At 69.6% G+C, this 17,045-nt stretch carries 15 protein-coding genes; 12 read left to right on the top strand and 3 right to left on the bottom strand.

Annotated features, from left to right (window positions below):
• Complete coding sequence (gatB, locus tag AC1DXJ_RS09845; RefSeq protein WP_477615555.1) at positions 1–1,536, top strand: Asp-tRNA(Asn)/Glu-tRNA(Gln) amidotransferase subunit GatB; 1,536 nt, start codon at positions 1–3, stop codon at positions 1,534–1,536.
• Positions 1,537–1,617: 81 nt separating this feature from the next.
• Here the strand turns inward: gatB and AC1DXJ_RS09840 are convergent, their stop codons facing one another.
• The gene (locus tag AC1DXJ_RS09840) at positions 1,618–2,811 is read right to left on the bottom strand and encodes a PQQ-dependent sugar dehydrogenase (RefSeq protein ID WP_477615554.1); all 1,194 of its coding nucleotides are present in this window, start codon (positions 2,809–2,811) and stop codon (positions 1,618–1,620) included.
• A gap of 106 nt (positions 2,812–2,917) precedes the next feature.
• On the opposite strand from AC1DXJ_RS09840, the gene AC1DXJ_RS09835 reads away from it, so the two are divergent.
• The 3 genes from AC1DXJ_RS09835 to AC1DXJ_RS09825 all read left to right on the top strand — a co-directional run bounded on the left by AC1DXJ_RS09835 (position 2,918) and on the right by AC1DXJ_RS09825 (position 5,319).
• The gene (locus tag AC1DXJ_RS09835) at positions 2,918–3,835 is read left to right on the top strand and encodes a 2-hydroxyacid dehydrogenase (RefSeq protein ID WP_477615553.1); all 918 of its coding nucleotides are present in this window, start codon (positions 2,918–2,920) and stop codon (positions 3,833–3,835) included.
• 114 nt (positions 3,836–3,949) lie between these two features.
• Positions 3,950–5,038, top strand: a complete 1,089-nt coding sequence (locus AC1DXJ_RS09830; RefSeq protein WP_477615552.1) for a WD40/YVTN/BNR-like repeat-containing protein — start codon at positions 3,950–3,952, stop codon at positions 5,036–5,038.
• Positions 5,035–5,319, top strand: coding sequence for a MoaD/ThiS family protein (locus tag AC1DXJ_RS09825; RefSeq protein ID WP_477615551.1), 285 nt, complete (start codon positions 5,035–5,037; stop codon positions 5,317–5,319). The genes AC1DXJ_RS09830 and AC1DXJ_RS09825 overlap by 4 nt, the downstream gene beginning before the upstream one ends.
• Before the next feature lie 84 nt (positions 5,320–5,403).
• On the opposite strand, the gene AC1DXJ_RS09820 is transcribed toward AC1DXJ_RS09825, so the two are convergent.
• The gene (locus AC1DXJ_RS09820; RefSeq protein WP_477615550.1) at positions 5,404–6,513 is read right to left on the bottom strand and encodes a PLP-dependent cysteine synthase family protein; all 1,110 of its coding nucleotides are present in this window, start codon (positions 6,511–6,513) and stop codon (positions 5,404–5,406) included.
• 204 nt (positions 6,514–6,717) lie between these two features.
• Here AC1DXJ_RS09820 and AC1DXJ_RS09815 point away from each other — a divergent pair, with 204 nt between their 5' ends.
• The 6 genes from AC1DXJ_RS09815 to serA all read left to right on the top strand — a co-directional run bounded on the left by AC1DXJ_RS09815 (position 6,718) and on the right by serA (position 14,769).
• The gene (locus AC1DXJ_RS09815) at positions 6,718–7,242 is read left to right on the top strand and encodes a SixA phosphatase family protein (RefSeq protein ID WP_477615549.1); all 525 of its coding nucleotides are present in this window, start codon (positions 6,718–6,720) and stop codon (positions 7,240–7,242) included.
• Between the two features lie 125 nt (positions 7,243–7,367).
• Complete coding sequence (gene ilvD / locus AC1DXJ_RS09810; RefSeq protein ID WP_477615548.1) at positions 7,368–9,095, top strand: dihydroxy-acid dehydratase; 1,728 nt, start codon at positions 7,368–7,370, stop codon at positions 9,093–9,095.
• Positions 9,096–9,359: 264 nt separating this feature from the next.
• The gene (locus AC1DXJ_RS09805) at positions 9,360–11,258 is read left to right on the top strand and encodes an acetolactate synthase large subunit (protein WP_477615547.1); all 1,899 of its coding nucleotides are present in this window, start codon (positions 9,360–9,362) and stop codon (positions 11,256–11,258) included.
• 6 nt (positions 11,259–11,264) lie between these two features.
• The gene (gene ilvN, locus AC1DXJ_RS09800; protein ID WP_140741388.1) at positions 11,265–11,777 is read left to right on the top strand and encodes an acetolactate synthase small subunit; all 513 of its coding nucleotides are present in this window, start codon (positions 11,265–11,267) and stop codon (positions 11,775–11,777) included.
• A 116-nt stretch (positions 11,778–11,893) separates the two neighbouring features.
• The gene (gene ilvC, locus AC1DXJ_RS09795; protein WP_477615546.1) at positions 11,894–12,922 is read left to right on the top strand and encodes a ketol-acid reductoisomerase; all 1,029 of its coding nucleotides are present in this window, start codon (positions 11,894–11,896) and stop codon (positions 12,920–12,922) included.
• A gap of 263 nt (positions 12,923–13,185) precedes the next feature.
• On the top strand, positions 13,186–14,769 hold the full coding sequence (gene serA, locus AC1DXJ_RS09790) for a phosphoglycerate dehydrogenase (protein WP_477615545.1): 1,584 nt from the start codon (positions 13,186–13,188) through the stop codon (positions 14,767–14,769).
• 108 nt (positions 14,770–14,877) lie between these two features.
• Here the strand turns inward: serA and AC1DXJ_RS09785 are convergent, their stop codons facing one another.
• Positions 14,878–15,414: a GNAT family N-acetyltransferase gene (locus AC1DXJ_RS09785; protein WP_477615544.1), complete on the bottom strand. Its 537-nt coding sequence runs from the start codon at positions 15,412–15,414 to the stop codon at positions 14,878–14,880.
• A 329-nt stretch (positions 15,415–15,743) separates the two neighbouring features.
• On the opposite strand from AC1DXJ_RS09785, the gene AC1DXJ_RS09780 reads away from it, so the two are divergent.
• A complete protein-coding gene (locus AC1DXJ_RS09780; protein WP_477615543.1) occupies positions 15,744–15,833 on the top strand; it encodes a 3-isopropylmalate dehydrogenase in 90 nt (29 codons plus the stop codon).
• A gap of 124 nt (positions 15,834–15,957) precedes the next feature.
• The gene (locus AC1DXJ_RS09775) at positions 15,958–17,025 is read left to right on the top strand and encodes a 3-isopropylmalate dehydrogenase (protein WP_477615542.1); all 1,068 of its coding nucleotides are present in this window, start codon (positions 15,958–15,960) and stop codon (positions 17,023–17,025) included.
• Positions 17,026–17,045 lie beyond the last annotated feature (20 nt).

The raw sequence follows: 17,045 nt of genomic DNA, 5'->3' as shown, positions 1-17,045 counted from the left end.
ATGAACACCGCTACGGCCACCGCCGAGGAGATCGTCGACTACGACGAGGCGCTCGAGCGCTACGACCCCGTGATGGGTCTCGAGGTGCACGTCGAGCTCAACACCGCGACCAAGATGTTCTGTGGGTGTGCCACCGAGTTCGGCGCCGAACCCAACACCCAGGTCTGCCCGGTCTGCCTGGGGCTGCCGGGTGCGCTGCCCGTCGTCAACGAGAAGGCGGTGGAGTCGGCCATCCGGATCGGCCTCGCGCTCAACTGCGAGATCGCGCAGTGGTGCCGGTTCGCCCGGAAGAACTACTTCTACCCGGACATGCCGAAGAACTTCCAGACCAGCCAGTACGACGAGCCGATCGCCTTCGAGGGCCACCTCGACGTCGAGCTGTCCGACGGCACGGTCTACCGCGTCGCGATCGAGCGCGCGCACATGGAGGAGGACACCGGGAAGTCGCTGCACATCGGTGGCGCCACGGGACGCATCCACGGCGCAGACCACTCGCTGGTCGACTACAACCGGGCCGGCATACCCCTCATCGAGATCGTCACCAAGCCGCTGACCGGTGCCGGTGAGAGGGCGCCCGAGGTGGCCAAGGCGTACGTCGGTGCGCTGCGCGAGCTGCTGCGCGCCCTGGGGGTCTCCGACGTCAAGATGGAGCAGGGGTCGCTGCGCTGTGACGCCAACGTCTCGTTGCGCCCCAAGGCCACCGGGGACCAGAGCCAGGACGACGTGCCGCTCGGCACCCGCACCGAGACCAAGAACGTCAACTCCCTGCGCAGCGTCGAGCGCGCGGTGCGGTACGAGATCACCAGGCACGCGGCGATCCTCGACAAGGGCGACAAGATCATCCAGGAGACACGACACTGGCACGAGGACACCGGGGTCACGACGAGTGGCCGCGAGAAGTCCGACGCTGAGGACTACCGGTACTTCCCGGAGCCTGACCTCGTGCCCGTCGCACCGACGCGCGAGACGGTGGAGGAGCTCCGCGGCACCCTGCCCGAGGCCCCTGGCCTTCGCCGCAAGCGGCTCCAGGCCGAGTGGGGCTACAGCGACCTCGAGATGCGTGACGTCATGAACGCCGGGGCGGTCGCGCTGATCGAGGAGACGGTGGCTGCGGGCGCGACCCCGGCCGGCGCACGCAAGTGGTGGACCGGTGAGCTGGCCCGTCGCGCCAACGTCGACGGCACCTCCGTGGAGGACTTCGGCGTCACGCCTGCCCACATCGCCGAGCTCGACGGTCTGGTCCGTGGGGGCCGCCTCAACGACTCGATGGCCCGCCAGGTCCTCGACGGCGTCATCGACGGTGAGGGCACGCCCACCGAGGTCGCCGACGCCAGAGGGCTCGAGCTGGTGCAGGACGACGACGCCCTCGAGGCGGCTGTCGACAAGGTCATCGAGGCCAACGCCGACGTGGCCCAGAAGGTGCGCGACGGCAAGGTCCAGGCCGCCGGTGCCCTCATCGGTCAGGTGATGAAGGAGATGCGGGGCCAGGCCGACGCAGGCAAGGCCCGCGAGCTGATCCTGGCCAAGCTCACCTGAGTTCGTCGCCCCTGTTGGAAGGGGGACTTCCGGATATCCGGACGTCCCACTTCCAAAGACGGGGTGAGGTATGCGCGGGCGCTAGAGGGTTGCCAGGTTGAGCGCGACCAGCTTGTCGTCGCCGGCCCGCGGGCTGCCGCGGAAGGTGTTGCTGGTCAGCACCCACAGCCGTCCGTCCGGACCCGCCACTGCGTCACGGAGCCTGCCGTAGCGGCCGTGAAGCAGTCGCTTGGGGGTGCCGATGCCATTGGCAGTCAACGGAACTCGCCACAGTGACTGACCCCGCAGGGCTGCCATCCAGACCGCGCCGTTCGCCACGGCGATCCCACTCGGAGACGCGTCGGAGGTCGCCCACTGGGCGAGGGGGTCCGTGAACTTCGAGCGACCCGCCCGTCCCTCGACGACCGGCCAGCCGTAGTTGCGACCCGGCACGATCAGGTTGAGCTCGTCCCAGGTGTTCTGTCCGAACTCGCTCGCGAACATCCGTCCGTCGGGGGCCCAGGCGATGCCTTGCACGTTGCGGTGCCCGTACGTCCAGACGGGGGAGTTGCCGAACGGGTTGCCCGGCGCGGGTCTGCCGTCGGTCGTGATGCGCAGGATCTTCCCGCCGAGGGCGCGCTCGTCCTGGGAACGCTCGGAGTGGCCGGCGTCGCCCGTGGTGACGTAGAGGTAGCCGTCCGGGCCGAAGGCAAGTCGCCCGCCGTTGTGGTTGCCTGCCTTGGGTATGCCGCGCAGCACCACGGTCGGCTTCGTCGCCTTCCCGCCGCTGAAGGTCAGCCGGACGACCCGGTTGTCGTCCGCGGCGGTGAAGTAGACGAAGATGCTCTTGTCGCTGGCAAACCGTGGTGACACCGCCACGCCCAGCAGCCCGCCCTCGCCATCGGGTCGCACACCCGGGATCTCGCCGAGCACCGTCGGCGCGCGGCCGCTGCGGAGGTGCAGCAGCTGCGCCTTGTCGCGCAGCGTGACCAGGGCGGAGCCGTCCGGGAGGAACGCGATGGCCCACGGGACGTCGAGGTTGGTCGCGAGGGTGGAGGTCGCGGGGATCGCCCTGGTTGGGGTCGTTGTCGGGGTCGTCGTGGCGCCACTCGTGGTCGAGCCGGTCGGCGTCGAGGTGGCCGTGGTCGAGGAGGTCAGCACGGGCGCGGAGACGGTCGTCCCGTCGCCCGACCCGTCTGTGCCCGAGCACCCGCAGACCAGCAGCACGGCAGCCACCCCGGTGGTGGCAGCCGCCCCTGCGGAGGTGCGCCGGCGACGAAGCGGTGCACGCGGCATACCCCATTGTGCGTGACGGGGGCGCGTTCCACCTGACAGCGGCGGGTACTCGCCCCCGGGCGGACGTGCCGCCACCGCGTGGGGTCTCGGGGCTAGCGTGGGAGACATGACGCTGGTGACCCTGCCGGGGCAGGAATGGGTGAACGTGGTGGGACCGATCACGGGGGTCGAGCTCGCCGTGTGGGAGCTCGACGGCGCTCCGGACCGGGCCGAGGAGATCAGGGTCGTCGTGCCGCCGTACATCGGGGCCGGTGGTCGGCTGGGCGCCCTCTCGCACGTGCCCAACCTCGAGCTCGTGCAGCTCCTGACGGCCGGTTACGACGACGTGCAGGCCGTGCTGCCCGACGGAGTGAGGCTCGCGAACGCCACCGGGGTCCACGACGCCTCGACGGCAGAGCTGGCGGTGGCGCTCACGCTGGCGAGCCTGCGCGACTTCCCGGACTTCTTTGCGGCCCAACGGGAACGCACCTGGCTGCCCTCGACGTTCCACCACGCCCTGGCCGACAAACGGGTGCTGGTGCTGGGCTACGGCGCCATCGGGCGGGCGATCGCTGCCCGGCTCACGCCGTTCGAGGTCCAGGTGACCGCGGTGGCGAGCCGTGCGCGGGCGGGCGACGAGCTCGTGCGGTCCGTCCACGGGGTCGACGAGCTGCCGGACCTGCTGCCGCTGCATGACGTCGTCATCGTGATCGTGCCGTTGAGCGCGCACACAGCGGGCCTGGTCGACGACGACTTCCTGGCTGCCATGCCCGACGGTGCCCTGGTCGTCAACGTCGCGCGGGGCGGTGTCGTCGACACCGACGCGCTGGTGCGGCACGCGGCGGCCGGCCGGATCCGGGCTGCCCTGGACGTCACCGACCCCGAGCCGCTGCCCCCCGACCACCCCTTGTGGACCACGCCGGGAGTGATGATCACTCCGCACGTCGGCGGGGCCTCGACCGCGTTCATGCCACGCGCCGCGCGCCTGCTGCAGGAGCAGCTGGGGGCGTATGCCGCCGGGAGACCGTTGCGCAACCTGGTCTGACCACTCGCGCTGGCACGGAGGATTCCGGCCTGCGCTCCGATGAGTTCTGCGGTGCTTCCGGGTCGATATCGACAACACGTGTCGGACGGCCAGAGGAGTGCCAGTATGGGAAACATGGGTGAGACCGTCGTCGGAATAGGCACACGCAAGGGCTTGTGGCTGGCTCGCAGTGAGGACCGGCAGTCATGGCGGGTCGAGGGTCCGCACTTCCTGATGAGCGAGGTGCTGTCGCTGCTGTTGGACACCCGCACCGACCCCACCAGGCTGCTCGTGGGGTTCCGCTCGTCGCACTGGGGTCCGTCGTTGCAGCACTCCGACGACCTCGGGGCCAGCTGGGTCGAGCACCCCGACGGGTCGATCCGCTTCCCGGAGGACACCGACACCGCGCTCAAGGCCACGTGGCAGCTGGTGGCCGACCCGCACGACTCGTCCGTGGTCTGGGCCGGCACCGAACCCCAGGGGCTGTGGCGCAGCGCAGACCGGGGAGAGACGTTCGAGCTCAACCGGGGGCTGTGGGAACACCCCCACCGCCCCGAGTGGGGCGAGGGCTTCGGTGGCGGAGCCATCCACACCGTCCTGCCGAGCCCGGTCGACGCCGACAGCATGCTCGTCGCGATGAGCACCGGTGGCGTCTACAACACCCGTGACGGCGGGGCGTCGTGGAACCCCGGCAACACTGGCATCCACGCCTACTTCCAGCCGCACGACGAGTGGCCCGAGTTCGGGCAATGCGTCCACAAGGTGGTGCGCGACAGCGGCACCCCGACCCGGCTCTACGCCCAGAACCACAGGGGCGTCTACCGTTCGGACGACGACGGGGTCACCTGGACGTCGATCGAGGCGGGGCTGCCGACGAACTTCGGCATGACCGCCCTGGCGCATCCCCGTCGCGGGGACACCATGTGGCTGGTGCCGATCGCCTCCGACGGTGAGCGCATCCCACCGGGAGCCGAGCTCCAGGTCCAGCGCACCGACGACGCCGGGGCGACCTGGCGCACCCAGCACGACGGACTGCCCTCCCCGTGCTACACGAACGTGCTGCGTGATGCCGCAGGCCTGGACGACCACCCCGAGGAACCGGGCCTGTACCTCGGCACGCGCAACGGCGAGGTCTACGCGTCGGTCGACGGCGGCGACTCGTTCACGCGCGTCGTCGAACAGCTGCCGGACGTGCTCTGCGTGCGGGCGGTCACGCTTCCATGACCGCTCGCGTGGTGCTCCCGGGCCTGTTGCGCGAGCTGGCCGACGGTGCGGCCGAGCTGCCCGTCGAGCTGGGCGCCCAGGCCTCGCTCGCCGATGTGCTCGACCGGGCGTTCGAGCCGTGGCCGATCCTGGCGTCGCGCGTGCGGGACGAGCGCGGCGAGATCCGCCGACACGTCAACATCTTCGTGGACGGTGAGGACGCCAAGCGTGCCGACGGGGTGCAGACCGCGGTCACCCCGAACTCGACGGTCCACGTCATCAACGCCGTGTCCGGCGGCTGATCGCCCCCACTTGTTGCCACCTCGTCGTCACCAACCGCCGATTTCGGCTCCCGGTGACGAGCGCGCGGCAACAAGTCGTGGACCTCAGGCGGTCCAGGCCCCTTCGTCCCACGCCGCTCGCAGCACGGCGAGGTGGGGTTCGAGGTCCCACCCTCGCTCGGCGAGCCAGGCGTCGTTGCGATAGGTGCCGGCATACCTCTCCGAGCCGTCGCAGAGCAGCGAGACGATGCTCCCGCCTTCGCCCCGCTCGGCCATCTCGCACGCGAGGCGCAACGCGCCGAACAGGTTGGTGCCGGTCGATGCGCCGCCGCGCAGCCCCGTGCGTTCGGTAAGGAAACGCATCGCCGCGACGGAGGCGGCGTCGGGCACCAGCATCATCCGGTCCACGACGCTCGGGACGAAGCTCGGCTCGACCCGCGGCCGGCCGATGCCCTCGATGCGCGACCCGCATGCTGCCGTGACGCCGGCGTCGTCGCCGCAGAACGCCGGGAGGAAGGCCGAGTGCTCGGGGTCGACGACACACACCTGGCTGGCCAGGCCCCGATAGCGGACGTACCGCCCGATGGTCGCGCTGGTGCCGCCGGTGCCCGCGCCCACGACGACCCAGTGGGGGACCGGGTGCCGCTCGCGACCCATCTGCTCGAAGATCGACTCCGCGATGTTGTTGTTGCCGCGCCAGTCGGTCGCGCGCTCGGCATAGGTGAACTGGTCGAGGTAGTGGCCGTCACGCTCCTCCGCGAGCTGTCGCGCGACCTCGTAGACCTCGCCAGCGTCGTCCACGAAGTGGCACCGGCCGCCCTCGCGCTCGATGAGGGCGATCTTCTCCGGGCTGGTCGTCCGCACCATGACGGCGATGAAGGGCAGGCCGAGCATCCGGGCGAAGTACGCCTCGCTCACCGCCGTGGAACCGCTCGACGCCTCGATGACCGTGGTCCCGTCGTGCAGCTCACCGTTGCACAGGGCGTAGAGGAACAGGGACCTCGCGAGGCGGTGCTTGAGGCTGCCGGTGGGGTGCGTCGACTCGTCCTTGAGGTAGAGGTCGACGTCGGGCAGCCCCGGGAGCGGCACGTGCACGAGGTGGGTGTCGGCGCTGCGGTTGGCGTCGGACTGGATCCGGCGGATCGCCTCGTCGAGCCAGGGCCGGTCGGTCGGTGCGGTCGCCCTGACGTCGATCAGGGCGGGCGGCTGCTCCATCGGTCGTTCCTCACTGGGCGGAGAGGTATGCCGCGGCCGCGGGTTCACTGCCTCGGGTCCACCTCGTCGTGGTGGGACGAAGGGTAGCGGGCCGAGGTGGCTGGCTCGCTCAGCCGTGGCGGCTGATCCGGGGCGGCAGTCGCCGCGCCCTGAGCGCTGCTGTCAAGACTGGTTGTTGAGGTCCAACGGGTCCATGCTCGGGGTATGACCCTCGCCAGTGATGACAAGGTGCTCATCCTCTTCCGCCACGCCAAGGCTGAGCAGGTCATCGGCAAGCCGGACCACGAGCGCGCGCTCACCGGCCGGGGCAGGCGCGATGCCCGGGCGGCCGGCGTCTGGATGCACGAGCATGAGCTCGGTCCCGAGCTGGTGCTGTGCTCGACGGCGATGCGCACCCGACAGACGTGGGCCGCGGCGGTCGAGGGAGGAGCCTGCGGCGAGACCATCGAGTACGCCGACGGCATCTACTCCGGCGGCGCGCAGACCGTGCTCCAGACGGTTCGGGAATCGGCGGGGGAGGCGCAGGTCGTGATGGTGGTTGGGCACAACCCCACGATGGCAGCCCTCGCCAGCGGGCTGTCCGAGGGCGACGGCTCGTCGGCGGCGCACGAGTGCCTGGCCGCCGGGTTCCCGACGTCGTCGCTCGCCGTCCTGCGCTATGCCGGGCCCTGGTCCGGGCTCGACTTCGGAACGGCCGCGCTTGAGCGCTGCCACGTCTCTCGCGGCTGACCGCGCAGGTGGCCCCGCTGGTGTCCGCAGGGCTGGCGGCGCTGGGAACCGCACGGCATACCCGGCGGTTTTCGGCTTGTGAGACCGGCGTCCCACCCTGTGGACCCGAGTTCTAGACTCGGCCCATGACGACCACCGAACCCGCCACGGGGGCAGCCACCAACGGCGTCGACATCAAGCCGCGCAGCCGTGACGTGACCGACGGCATCGAGAAGACCGCCGCGCGCGGCATGCTGCGCGCGGTGGGCATGGGTGACGACGACTGGGTCAAGCCGCAGATCGGCGTGGCCAGCTCGTGGAACGAGATCACGCCCTGCAACCTGTCCCTCGACCGGCTCGCCAAGGCCGTCAAGGACGGCGTGCACGCGGCCGGTGGTTACCCCCTCGAGTTCGGCACCATCTCGGTCAGTGACGGCATCTCGATGGGCCACGAGGGCATGCACTTCTCGCTGGTGAGCCGCGAGATCATCGCCGACTCCGTCGAGACCGTCATGAACGCGGAGCGGCTCGACGGCTCGGTCCTGCTCGCCGGCTGCGACAAGTCGCTGCCGGGAATGCTCATGGCCGCGGCGCGCCTCGACCTGGCCAGCGTCTTCCTGTATGCCGGGTCGATCCTCCCGGGGATCGCCAAGCTCTCGGACGGCTCCGAGAAGACGGTGACGATCATCGACGCCTTCGAGGCCGTCGGGGCGTGCGCCGCGGGGCTGATGTCGCGGGCCGACGTCGACGCGATCGAGCGCGCGATCTGTCCGGGCGAAGGTGCCTGCGGCGGCATGTACACCGCGAACACGATGGCTTCGGTCGCCGAGGCCATCGGGATGTCCCTGCCCGGGTCGGCGGCGCCGCCCGCCACCGACCGCCGCCGCGACGGGTTCGCCCGCAAGTCGGGTGAGGCTGTCGTCGGTCTTCTGCGGCGGGGCATCACGGCACGCGACATCATGACCAAGGAGGCGTTCGAGAACGCCATCGCCGTCGTGATGGCCTTCGGTGGCTCGACCAACGCCGTGCTGCACCTGCTCGCGATCGCCAACGAGGCCGAGGTCGACCTGACTCTTGACGACTTCTCGCGCATCGGGGCCCGGGTGCCGCACCTGGCCGACGTCAAGCCGTTTGGCCAGTACGTCATGACCGACATCGACCGGGTCGGGGGAGTGCCGGTCGTGATGCGCGCGCTGCTCGACGCGGGGCTCCTGCACGGCGACTGCCTGACCGTCACCGGCAAGACGATGGCCGAGAACCTCGCCCACATCGCCCCGCCCGACGTCGACGGCAAGGTCGTCCGGGCGATGAAGGAGCCGATCCACAAGACCGGTGGGATCACGATCCTCAAGGGCTCGCTGGCCCCCGAGGGCGCTGTGGTCAAGTCGGCCGGCTTCGACTCCGACGTCTTCGAGGGCACCGCCAGGGTGTTCGACGGCGAACGCGCTGCGATGGACGCCGTCGCGCAGGGATCCCTCCAGGCGGGCGACGTCGTCGTCATCCGTTACGAAGGACCCAAGGGCGGCCCGGGGATGCGCGAGATGCTGGCCGTGACCGGTGCCATCAAGGGTGCCGGGCTGGGCAAGGACGTGCTGCTCCTGACCGACGGCCGCTTCTCCGGCGGTACCACCGGTCTGTGCGTGGGACACGTGGCGCCGGAGGCGGTCGACGGCGGACCCATCGCGTTCGTCCGGGACGGTGACCGCATCACGCTCGACGTGGCGAACGGCGTGCTCGACGTCCACGTCGACGAGGCAGAGCTGGCTCGTCGCGCAGAGGGCTTCGTGCCGCCGGAGTCCAAGTACCCCCGCGGCGTCCTGGCCAAGTACCGCAAGCTCGTCGGCAGTGCCAGCGGCGGGGCCGTCTGCGGCTGAGGGTCTGTGACTGAGACGACAGGTCCGGATCGTGGGACCCGTTGTCTCGCACGTTGACACCCTTCGGGCCGCGCGGGAGAGTTCTCGTGTGGCACGAATTCTCGTACTTCATTAGCGCGCAGGCTCCTTGAGCCAGCGCGCTGCCCTCCGTCGTCCTCACCCGAGGACTGGAGGGCTTTTTTGTGAGCAGGCACAGCGTGAGCAGGCACAGCGTGAGCAGATCAGCGTGGTCCAGCACCAGCGAGAACCGAAAGCGGTAGAGACGTGAGCGACACGAAACCGGCCCCGAGTCCGGCCCCGAGTCCAGCCAGCGCGCCCAGCCCGCCCAGCCCCTCCAGGCTGGCCGAGCAGGCGAGGGCGAAGGTTCCCGCCCAGGTGACCGGCGCCCAGAGCCTCGTGCTCTCCCTCGAGGCCATGGAGGTCGACACGGTCTTCGGCATTCCCGGCGGGGCGATCCTGCCGGCCTACGACCCGCTGCTCGACTCGGTCAAGGTCCGCCACATCCTGGTCCGCCACGAGCAGGGCGCCGGCCACGCGGCGGAGGGATACGCCAGCGCGACCGGCAAGGTCGGGGTCTGCATGGCGACGTCCGGTCCGGGTGCCACCAACCTCGTGACCGCCATCGCCGACGCCTACATGGACTCGGTGCCGATCGTGGCCATCACCGGCCAGGTCGCCTCCGCCGCCATCGGCACGGATGCCTTCCAGGAGGCCGACATCCGTGGCATCACGATGCCGATCACCAAGCACAACTACCTGGTCACCGACGCCTCGCAGATCCCTCGTGTCATCGCTGAGGCGTTCCACATCGCCTCCACGGGCCGGCCCGGCCCCGTCCTCGTCGACATCTCGAAGGATGCGCTCCAGGCGAAGACCACCTTCGCGTGGCCGCCCAAGTACGACCTGCCCGGCTACCGGCCCGTCGCCCGGCCGCACAACAAGCAGATCCGCGAGGCCGCTCGACTCATCGCCCAGGCCAAGCGGCCCGTGTTCTACGTCGGTGGCGGCGTGATCCGCGGCAATGCCTCCGACGCCCTGCGCGAGTTCGTCGAGCTGACCCAGATCCCCGTCGTGACCACCCTGATGGCGCGGGGCGCCGTCCCCGACAGCCATCCGCTCCACCTCGGCATGCCGGGCATGCACGGCTCGGTCGCCGCGGTCACGGCCCTCCAGAAGTCCGACCTGCTGATCACCCTCGGTGCGCGCTTCGACGACCGGGTGACCGGCCAGCTGTCGACGTTCGCACCAGAGGCCAAGGTCATCCACGCCGACATCGACCCCGCCGAGATCTCCAAGAACCGCAACGCCGACGTCCCGATCGTCGGCGACGTGCTCGAGGTCATCAGTGAGCTGGTCAAGGCGGTGGCTGCCGACCACGAAGCCGGGACGGTCGGCGACTACGACGCCTGGCGCGAGCAGACGGCCGGCTGGAAGTCCACCTTCCCGCTCGGCTACACCTCGCCCGAGGGCGAGGAGGGCGTGCCGCCGCAGTACGTCATCGAGCGCATCGGCGCCCTCAGCGGACCCGAGTCGATCTACGTCGCCGGCGTCGGCCAGCACCAGATGTGGGCGGCCCAGTTCGTCCAGTACGAACGCCCGAACGCCTGGCTCAACTCCGGGGGCCTCGGGACGATGGGGTATGCCGTGCCGGCCGCCATGGGTGCGAAGGTCGCCCAGCCGGACCGTGTGGTGTGGGCCATCGACGGGGACGGGTGCTTCCAGATGACCAACCAGGAGCTGGCGACCTGCGTCATCAACAACATCCCGATCAAGGTCGCGATCATCAACAACAGCAGCCTGGGCATGGTCCGCCAGTGGCAGTCCCTGTTCTACGACAAGCGCTACTCCAACACTGACCTGCACACCTCGGTCGGCCGCCGCATCCCCGACTTCGTCAAGCTGGCTGACGCCTACGGCTGCGTCGGACTCCGGTGCGAGCGTGCGGAAGACGTGGATGCGACCATCAAGAAGGCCATGGAGGTCAACGACGTCCCGGTCATCATCGACTTCGTCGTCCACCGCGACGCGATGGTCTGGCCGATGGTCCCGGCCGGGGTCAGCAACGACGCCATCCAGGTCGCGAAGGACACCGCGCCGCAGTGGGACCGTGAAGAGGACGAGGCCACCGAGCAGCCCGAGGACGCAGACAAGGACGGACGGTAGATGGCGATGAGCAAGCACACCCTGTCGGTCCTCGTCGAGAACAAGCCCGGCGTCCTGGCCAGGATCGCAGCGCTCTTCTCGCGGCGCGGCTTCAACATCGACTCGCTCGCCGTGGGCCCCACCGAGCACCCGGAGATCTCGCGGATGACGGTGGTCGTCGACGTCGACGCCCTGCCGCTGGAGCAGGTCACCAAGCAGCTCAACAAGCTCATCGAGGTCCTCAAGGTCGTCGAGCTCGAGCCCACCGCCTCGGTCCAGCGCGAGATCCTGCTGGTCAAGGTCCGCACCGACGTGCACAGCCGCAGCCACGTGCTCGAGACGGTTCAGCTGTTCCGTGCCAAAGTGGTCGATGTCGCCAGCGACACCCTGACCATCGAGGTCACCGGCAACCGCGACAAGCTCGCCGCTTTCCTCGAGGTCATCGAGCCGTTCGGCGTCAAGGAGCTCGTCCAGTCCGGCATGGTCGCGATCGGACGTGGTACGCGGTCGATCACCGACCGGGCGCTGCGGACGGCCTAGCGCAGGGGAGCAGCGCAGACGGTTCGAAGCCACGCTGCATACCTGAATGTCTTTGCAGTCCAACAGATTTCACTGATCACCCGAAGCAAGCCAGACAACACTAAGGAGTGGCCACCGTGGCCGAGATGTTCTACGACGACGACGCTGACCTGAGCGTGATCCAGGGCAAGAAGGTGGCCGTCATCGGCTACGGCAGCCAGGGCCACGCCCACGCGCTCAACCTTCGCGACTCCGGGGTCGACGTGCGCGTCGGCCTCGCCGAGGGCAGCAAGAGCCGCGCCAAGGCCGAGGCCGAGGGGCTCACCGTGCGATCCGTGGCGGATGCCGTGAAGGAGGCCGACCTCGTCGTCATCCTCACGCCCGACCAGGTGCAGCGCACCGTCTATGCCAACGACATCGCGCCCAACCTCAAGGACGGTGCCGGCCTGCTCTTCGGGCACGGCTTCAACATCCGGTTCGACTACATCAAGCCCGAGGCAGGCTCCGACGTGATCATGGTGGCCCCCAAGGGTCCCGGTCACCTGGTGCGCCGTGAGTACGTCGACGGCCGCGGCGTCCCCGTGCTGCTGGCCGTCGAGCAGGACGCGTCCGGCGACGCCTGGGCGCTGGCCCAGTCCTATGCCAAGGCCATCGGCGGACTGCGTGCCGGCGGCATCAAGACCACCTTCACCGAGGAGTGCGAGACCGACCTGTTCGGTGAGCAGGCCGTCCTCTGCGGGGGTGCATCCCAGCTCGTGCAGTACGGCTTCGAGACGCTTGTTGAAGCCGGCTACCAGCCCGAGGTGGCCTACTTCGAGTGCCTGCACGAGCTCAAGCTGATCGTCGACCTCATGGTCGAGGGCGGCATCGCCAAGCAGCGCTGGTCGGTGTCCGACACGGCCGAGTACGGCGACTACGTCTCCGGTCCCCGGGTCATCGACCCCCGCGTCAAGGAGAACATGCAGGCGGTGCTCGCCGACATCAAGAACGGCGCCTTCGCCAAGCGGTTCATCGACGACCAGGACGCGGGCGGCCCGGAGTTCAAGGCCCTGCGTGAGAAGGGTGCCCAGCACCCGATCGAGGGCACCGGCAAGGAGCTCCGCAAGCTGATGAGCTGGATCAAGGAGACGGACTCCGACTACGTCGAGGGCTCCGCGGCCCGCTGACAGCGCGCCCGCTGACGGTCCCCACCAGGCATGCCGGCCGGCCCCGTTCGCGGGGTCGACCGGCACTGTTGTCCCCAGGTTGTCCCCAACGGTGGACAAACCTTGCACACCAAGCGGGTGCCGGTGATCCGCGTGTCACATGTCGAGCCGGGGCATCCACATGCTGAGCGCGGTCGTATGCTGACCGCGGGCACAGCGCGGTGCCGGACCCCCCATCAGTGACCCATCAGTGGCCGACCACTGACCCACCAAAGGACTGACACGTGAGCAAGCCGATCGTGCTGATCGCCGAGGAACTCTCGCCCGCCACCCTCGACGCCCTAGGGCCCGACTTCGAGGTGCGCCACGTCGACGGCGCCTCCCGCGAGGCCCTCCTCCCGGCTCTCGCCGACGTCGACGCGGTCCTCATCCGTTCCGCCACGAAGATGGACGCCGAGGCCATCGCCGCCGCCAAGAACCTCAAGGTGATCGCGCGAGCGGGCGTCGGCCTCGACAACGTCGACGTGCCGGCCGCCACCCAGGCCGGTGTCATGGTCGTCAACGCCCCGACCTCCAACATCACGTCAGCGGCTGAGCTCGCGGTCGGTCTGCTGCTGTCCACGGCCCGCAACATCGCCCCCGCCAACCAGGCCCTCAAGGAGGGCGCCTGGAAGCGCAGCAAGTACGGCGGCGTCGAGCTGCTCGACAAGAAGGTCGGCGTCGTCGGGTTCGGTCGTATCGGCCAGCTCGTCGCCGAGCGTCTCAAGGGCTTCGGCATGGAGATCCTGGCCTACGACCCCTACGTCTCGGCCCAGCGCGCCGGTCAGCTCGGCGCCCAGCTGGTCACCCTCGACGAGCTGCTCGAGCAGAGCGACTTCATCACCGTGCACCTGCCCAAGAACGCGGAAACCGTGGGCCTGATCGGCAAGGAGGCCCTGACGAAGGTCAAGCCCACCGTGCGCATCATCAACGCAGCCCGCGGGGGCATCGTCGACGAGGAGGCCCTGGCCGAGGCGCTCCGCGAGGGCCGGGTGGCCGGGGCGGGCATCGACGTCTTCGCCACCGAGCCCACGACCCAGAGCCCGCTGTTCGAGCACGAGTCCGTGGTCGTCACGCCGCACCTCGGCGCCTCGACCGACGAGGCCCAGGAGAAGGCAGGCGTCTCCGTCGCGAAGTCCGTGCGGCTCGCTCTCGGCGGCGACCTCGTCCCCGACGCGGTCAACGTGTCCGGTGGTGTGGTGCCCGAGGAGGTGCGGCCCGGCATCGCCCTCGTCGAGAAGCTCGGGCGCATCTTCACCTCGCTCGCTGGCTCGGTGCCGGTGCAGCTGGACGTCGACGTCCAGGGGGAGATCACCCAGCACGACGTGTCGATCTGGAAGCTGGCCGCGCTCAAGGGCCTGTTCACCGACGTGACCGAGGACCCGGTGACCTATGTCAACGCGCCCCTGCTCGCCGAGCAGCGTGGGTGCGAGGTGCGCCTGCTCACGGACCCGACGATGCAGGACTTCCGCAACGTCACGATCCTGCGAGGGACCCTGGCGGACGGTGCGACGATCAGCGTCGCCGGCACGCTCACCGGCCCGCGCCTGATCGAGAAGATCGTGGGCGTCAACGGCTTCGACATCGAGGTGCCGCTCACCGAGCACCTCGCCTTCTTCACCTACGTCGACCGTCCCGGCGTCATCGGCACCGTCGGCCGGCTGCTGGGCGACGCCGACGTCAACATCGCCGGGATGCAGGTGGCCCGCAACGAGAAGGGTGGCCAGGCCCTGGTTGCGCTCACCGTCGACAGCAGCATCCCCGCTGACGTCCTCGCCGCGATCGCCAGCGAGGTCGGTGCCGACGTGAGTGTCGTCGACCTGAGCTGAACCGTCCGCGCCGCACGGCGCGAAAGGACAACCACCAGGTATGCCGGCTGGTCCCCGCTGTGGGGACCAGCCGGCATACCTGTGTCTGGGCATGGTCGGTGTGCAGGCTCAGACCGGCGGTGGGTCGTCGTGGAGCACCAGGTTGAACATGATGTTGTCGCGCCACTCTCCGTCGAGGTACAGGAAGGCCGGGATCCGGCCGCACTCCTCGAAACCACACCGACGCAGCACTCGCTGGGAGACGAGGTTCGAGACGTTCGTGCCTGCCCCGAGTCGGTGCAGGTCCAGGTCCCGTGCTCGCCGGATCAGGAACTCGAGCGCGGCCACGGCAAGGCCCCGGCGCAGGTGGGCGTGGTCGATCCAGTACCCCACGTCCGCCCCGTACATGGCCCCCCTCACGATGTTCTGGAGGGTCGCTGTCCCGACGACCTCGTCACCGTGCCACAACAGCCAGGCGTCGAACAGGCCGAGCTCGACCTGGCGCAGTCGGTCGCGGATGGCCTCGCGCTGGCCCTCCTCGGTGAAGAACGCGTCCGGCCTGACCGGCGCCGGTCGAAGATGTTCGCGGTTGCGGGTGTAGGCGGCCGCGAGGGCGGCGGAGTCGTCGAGCGAGAGTGGGCGCAGGGAGTAGTCGTCGGGCAGCACCTCGTCACCCTAGGCACTGGCATGGTCCGCGACGCGGCAGGGCGTCAGAGGTTGAGGGGAAGCACTGTGGCGGCGCTCACGTCCAGACGTGTCTCACTGCGTGGGAAACGGGTGTCGTTTAGTTGGACGTCCACGTAACCTCGAAGACATGACGCGGCAGGTCGTAATTCTTATCCGCCGCGGCGAGTTCCGGTAGTCAGCCCACTCGCCGCGGAGATCCCGCGTGCGTGGCTGACAGTGGCGCCCCGTTAACCGGAGAGCGCCCAGCGAGACACCGAGAACCCAGACAAACCCGAACCCTGTTGGGACACAGGGGCATCCGCAAAGGAATGAGTGACATGAGCGAAGAGGCCGAGAAGGCACGTCAGGCACTGCAAGAGTCGATGGACCTGCGCGAGCAGGGTCACTCCGACGACTGACGTCGCAGGCATGATCCACCGCACCATCTGGGTGCGACGACGAACGGCTTCGGGCACCCGCCCGGGGCCGTTCGTCAGGTGAGACACCAGTATCAGATCGCAAGACCGTCTTTAGGCTGGAGACATGGCTCCCGACAGCACTGGCAACGACACCGTCAACCTCGCCGTCATCGGCGGCGACGGGATCGGTCCGGAGGTCGTGGCGGAGGGCATCAAGGCCCTCGAAACGGTCACTGCCGGCACGGGGGCCAAGTTCCACACCACCGAGTACGACCTGGGCGCCCGTCGGTGGCACGCCACGGGCGAGACCCTGCCCGACTCGGTGCTCGAGGAGCTCCGCGGCCACGACGCGATCCTCCTCGGGGCGATCGGCGACCCGACCGTCCCCAGCGGCGTGCTCGAGCGCGGTGTGCTCCTGCCGCTGCGCTTCGCCCTCGAGCAGTACGTCAACCTTCGTCCCGCCAGGCTCTACCCCGGCGTCCTGAGCCCGCTGGCCGTGGAACGCGTGGCGCCCGGCGGCATCGACTTCGTGGTGGTCCGTGAGGGCACCGAGGGCCCCTACGTGGGCAACGGTGGTTCGTTGCGCGCGGGCACCCCGCACGAGATCGCGACCGAGGTCAGCGTCAACACCCGATTCGGCGTCGAGCGGGTCGTCCGCGACGCGTTCGCCCGCGCGCAGGCCCGCCCCCGCAGGCACCTCACGCTCGTGCACAAGCACAACGTGCTGACCCACGCCGGTCACCTGTGGCGGCGCACCGTCGACGAGGTGGGCGCCGAGTTCCCCGAGGTCACGACGGCCTACCAGCACGTCGACGCGGCCACGATCTTCCTGGCCACCGACCCCGGTCGGTTCGACGTGATCGTCACCGACAACCTGTTCGGCGACATCATCACCGACATCGCGGCCGCCATCGTCGGCGGGATCGGCCTCGCCGCCAGCGCCAACATCAACCCCGACCGCACGGCACCGAGCATGTTCGAGCCCGTCCACGGGTCCGCACCCGACATCGCAGGTCAGGGCAAGGCCGACCCGACCGCCACCATCCTGTCCGTCGGCATGCTGCTCGAGCACCTGGGGCGCACCGACGAAGCCGCCAGGGTCGAACGCGCGGTCGCCGCCGACCTCGCGACGCGGGGGAGCGCCGTTCGCAGCACGACCCAGGTCGGCGACGCCATCGCGTCCCTCCTGTAGGTCACCGGCTGCATCCGACG

Source organism: Pedococcus sp. P2_D9, from assembly GCF_056404275.1.
The sequence above is the reverse complement of the archived record's forward strand: the minus strand, read 5'-3'. Positions and strand labels throughout refer to the sequence as shown.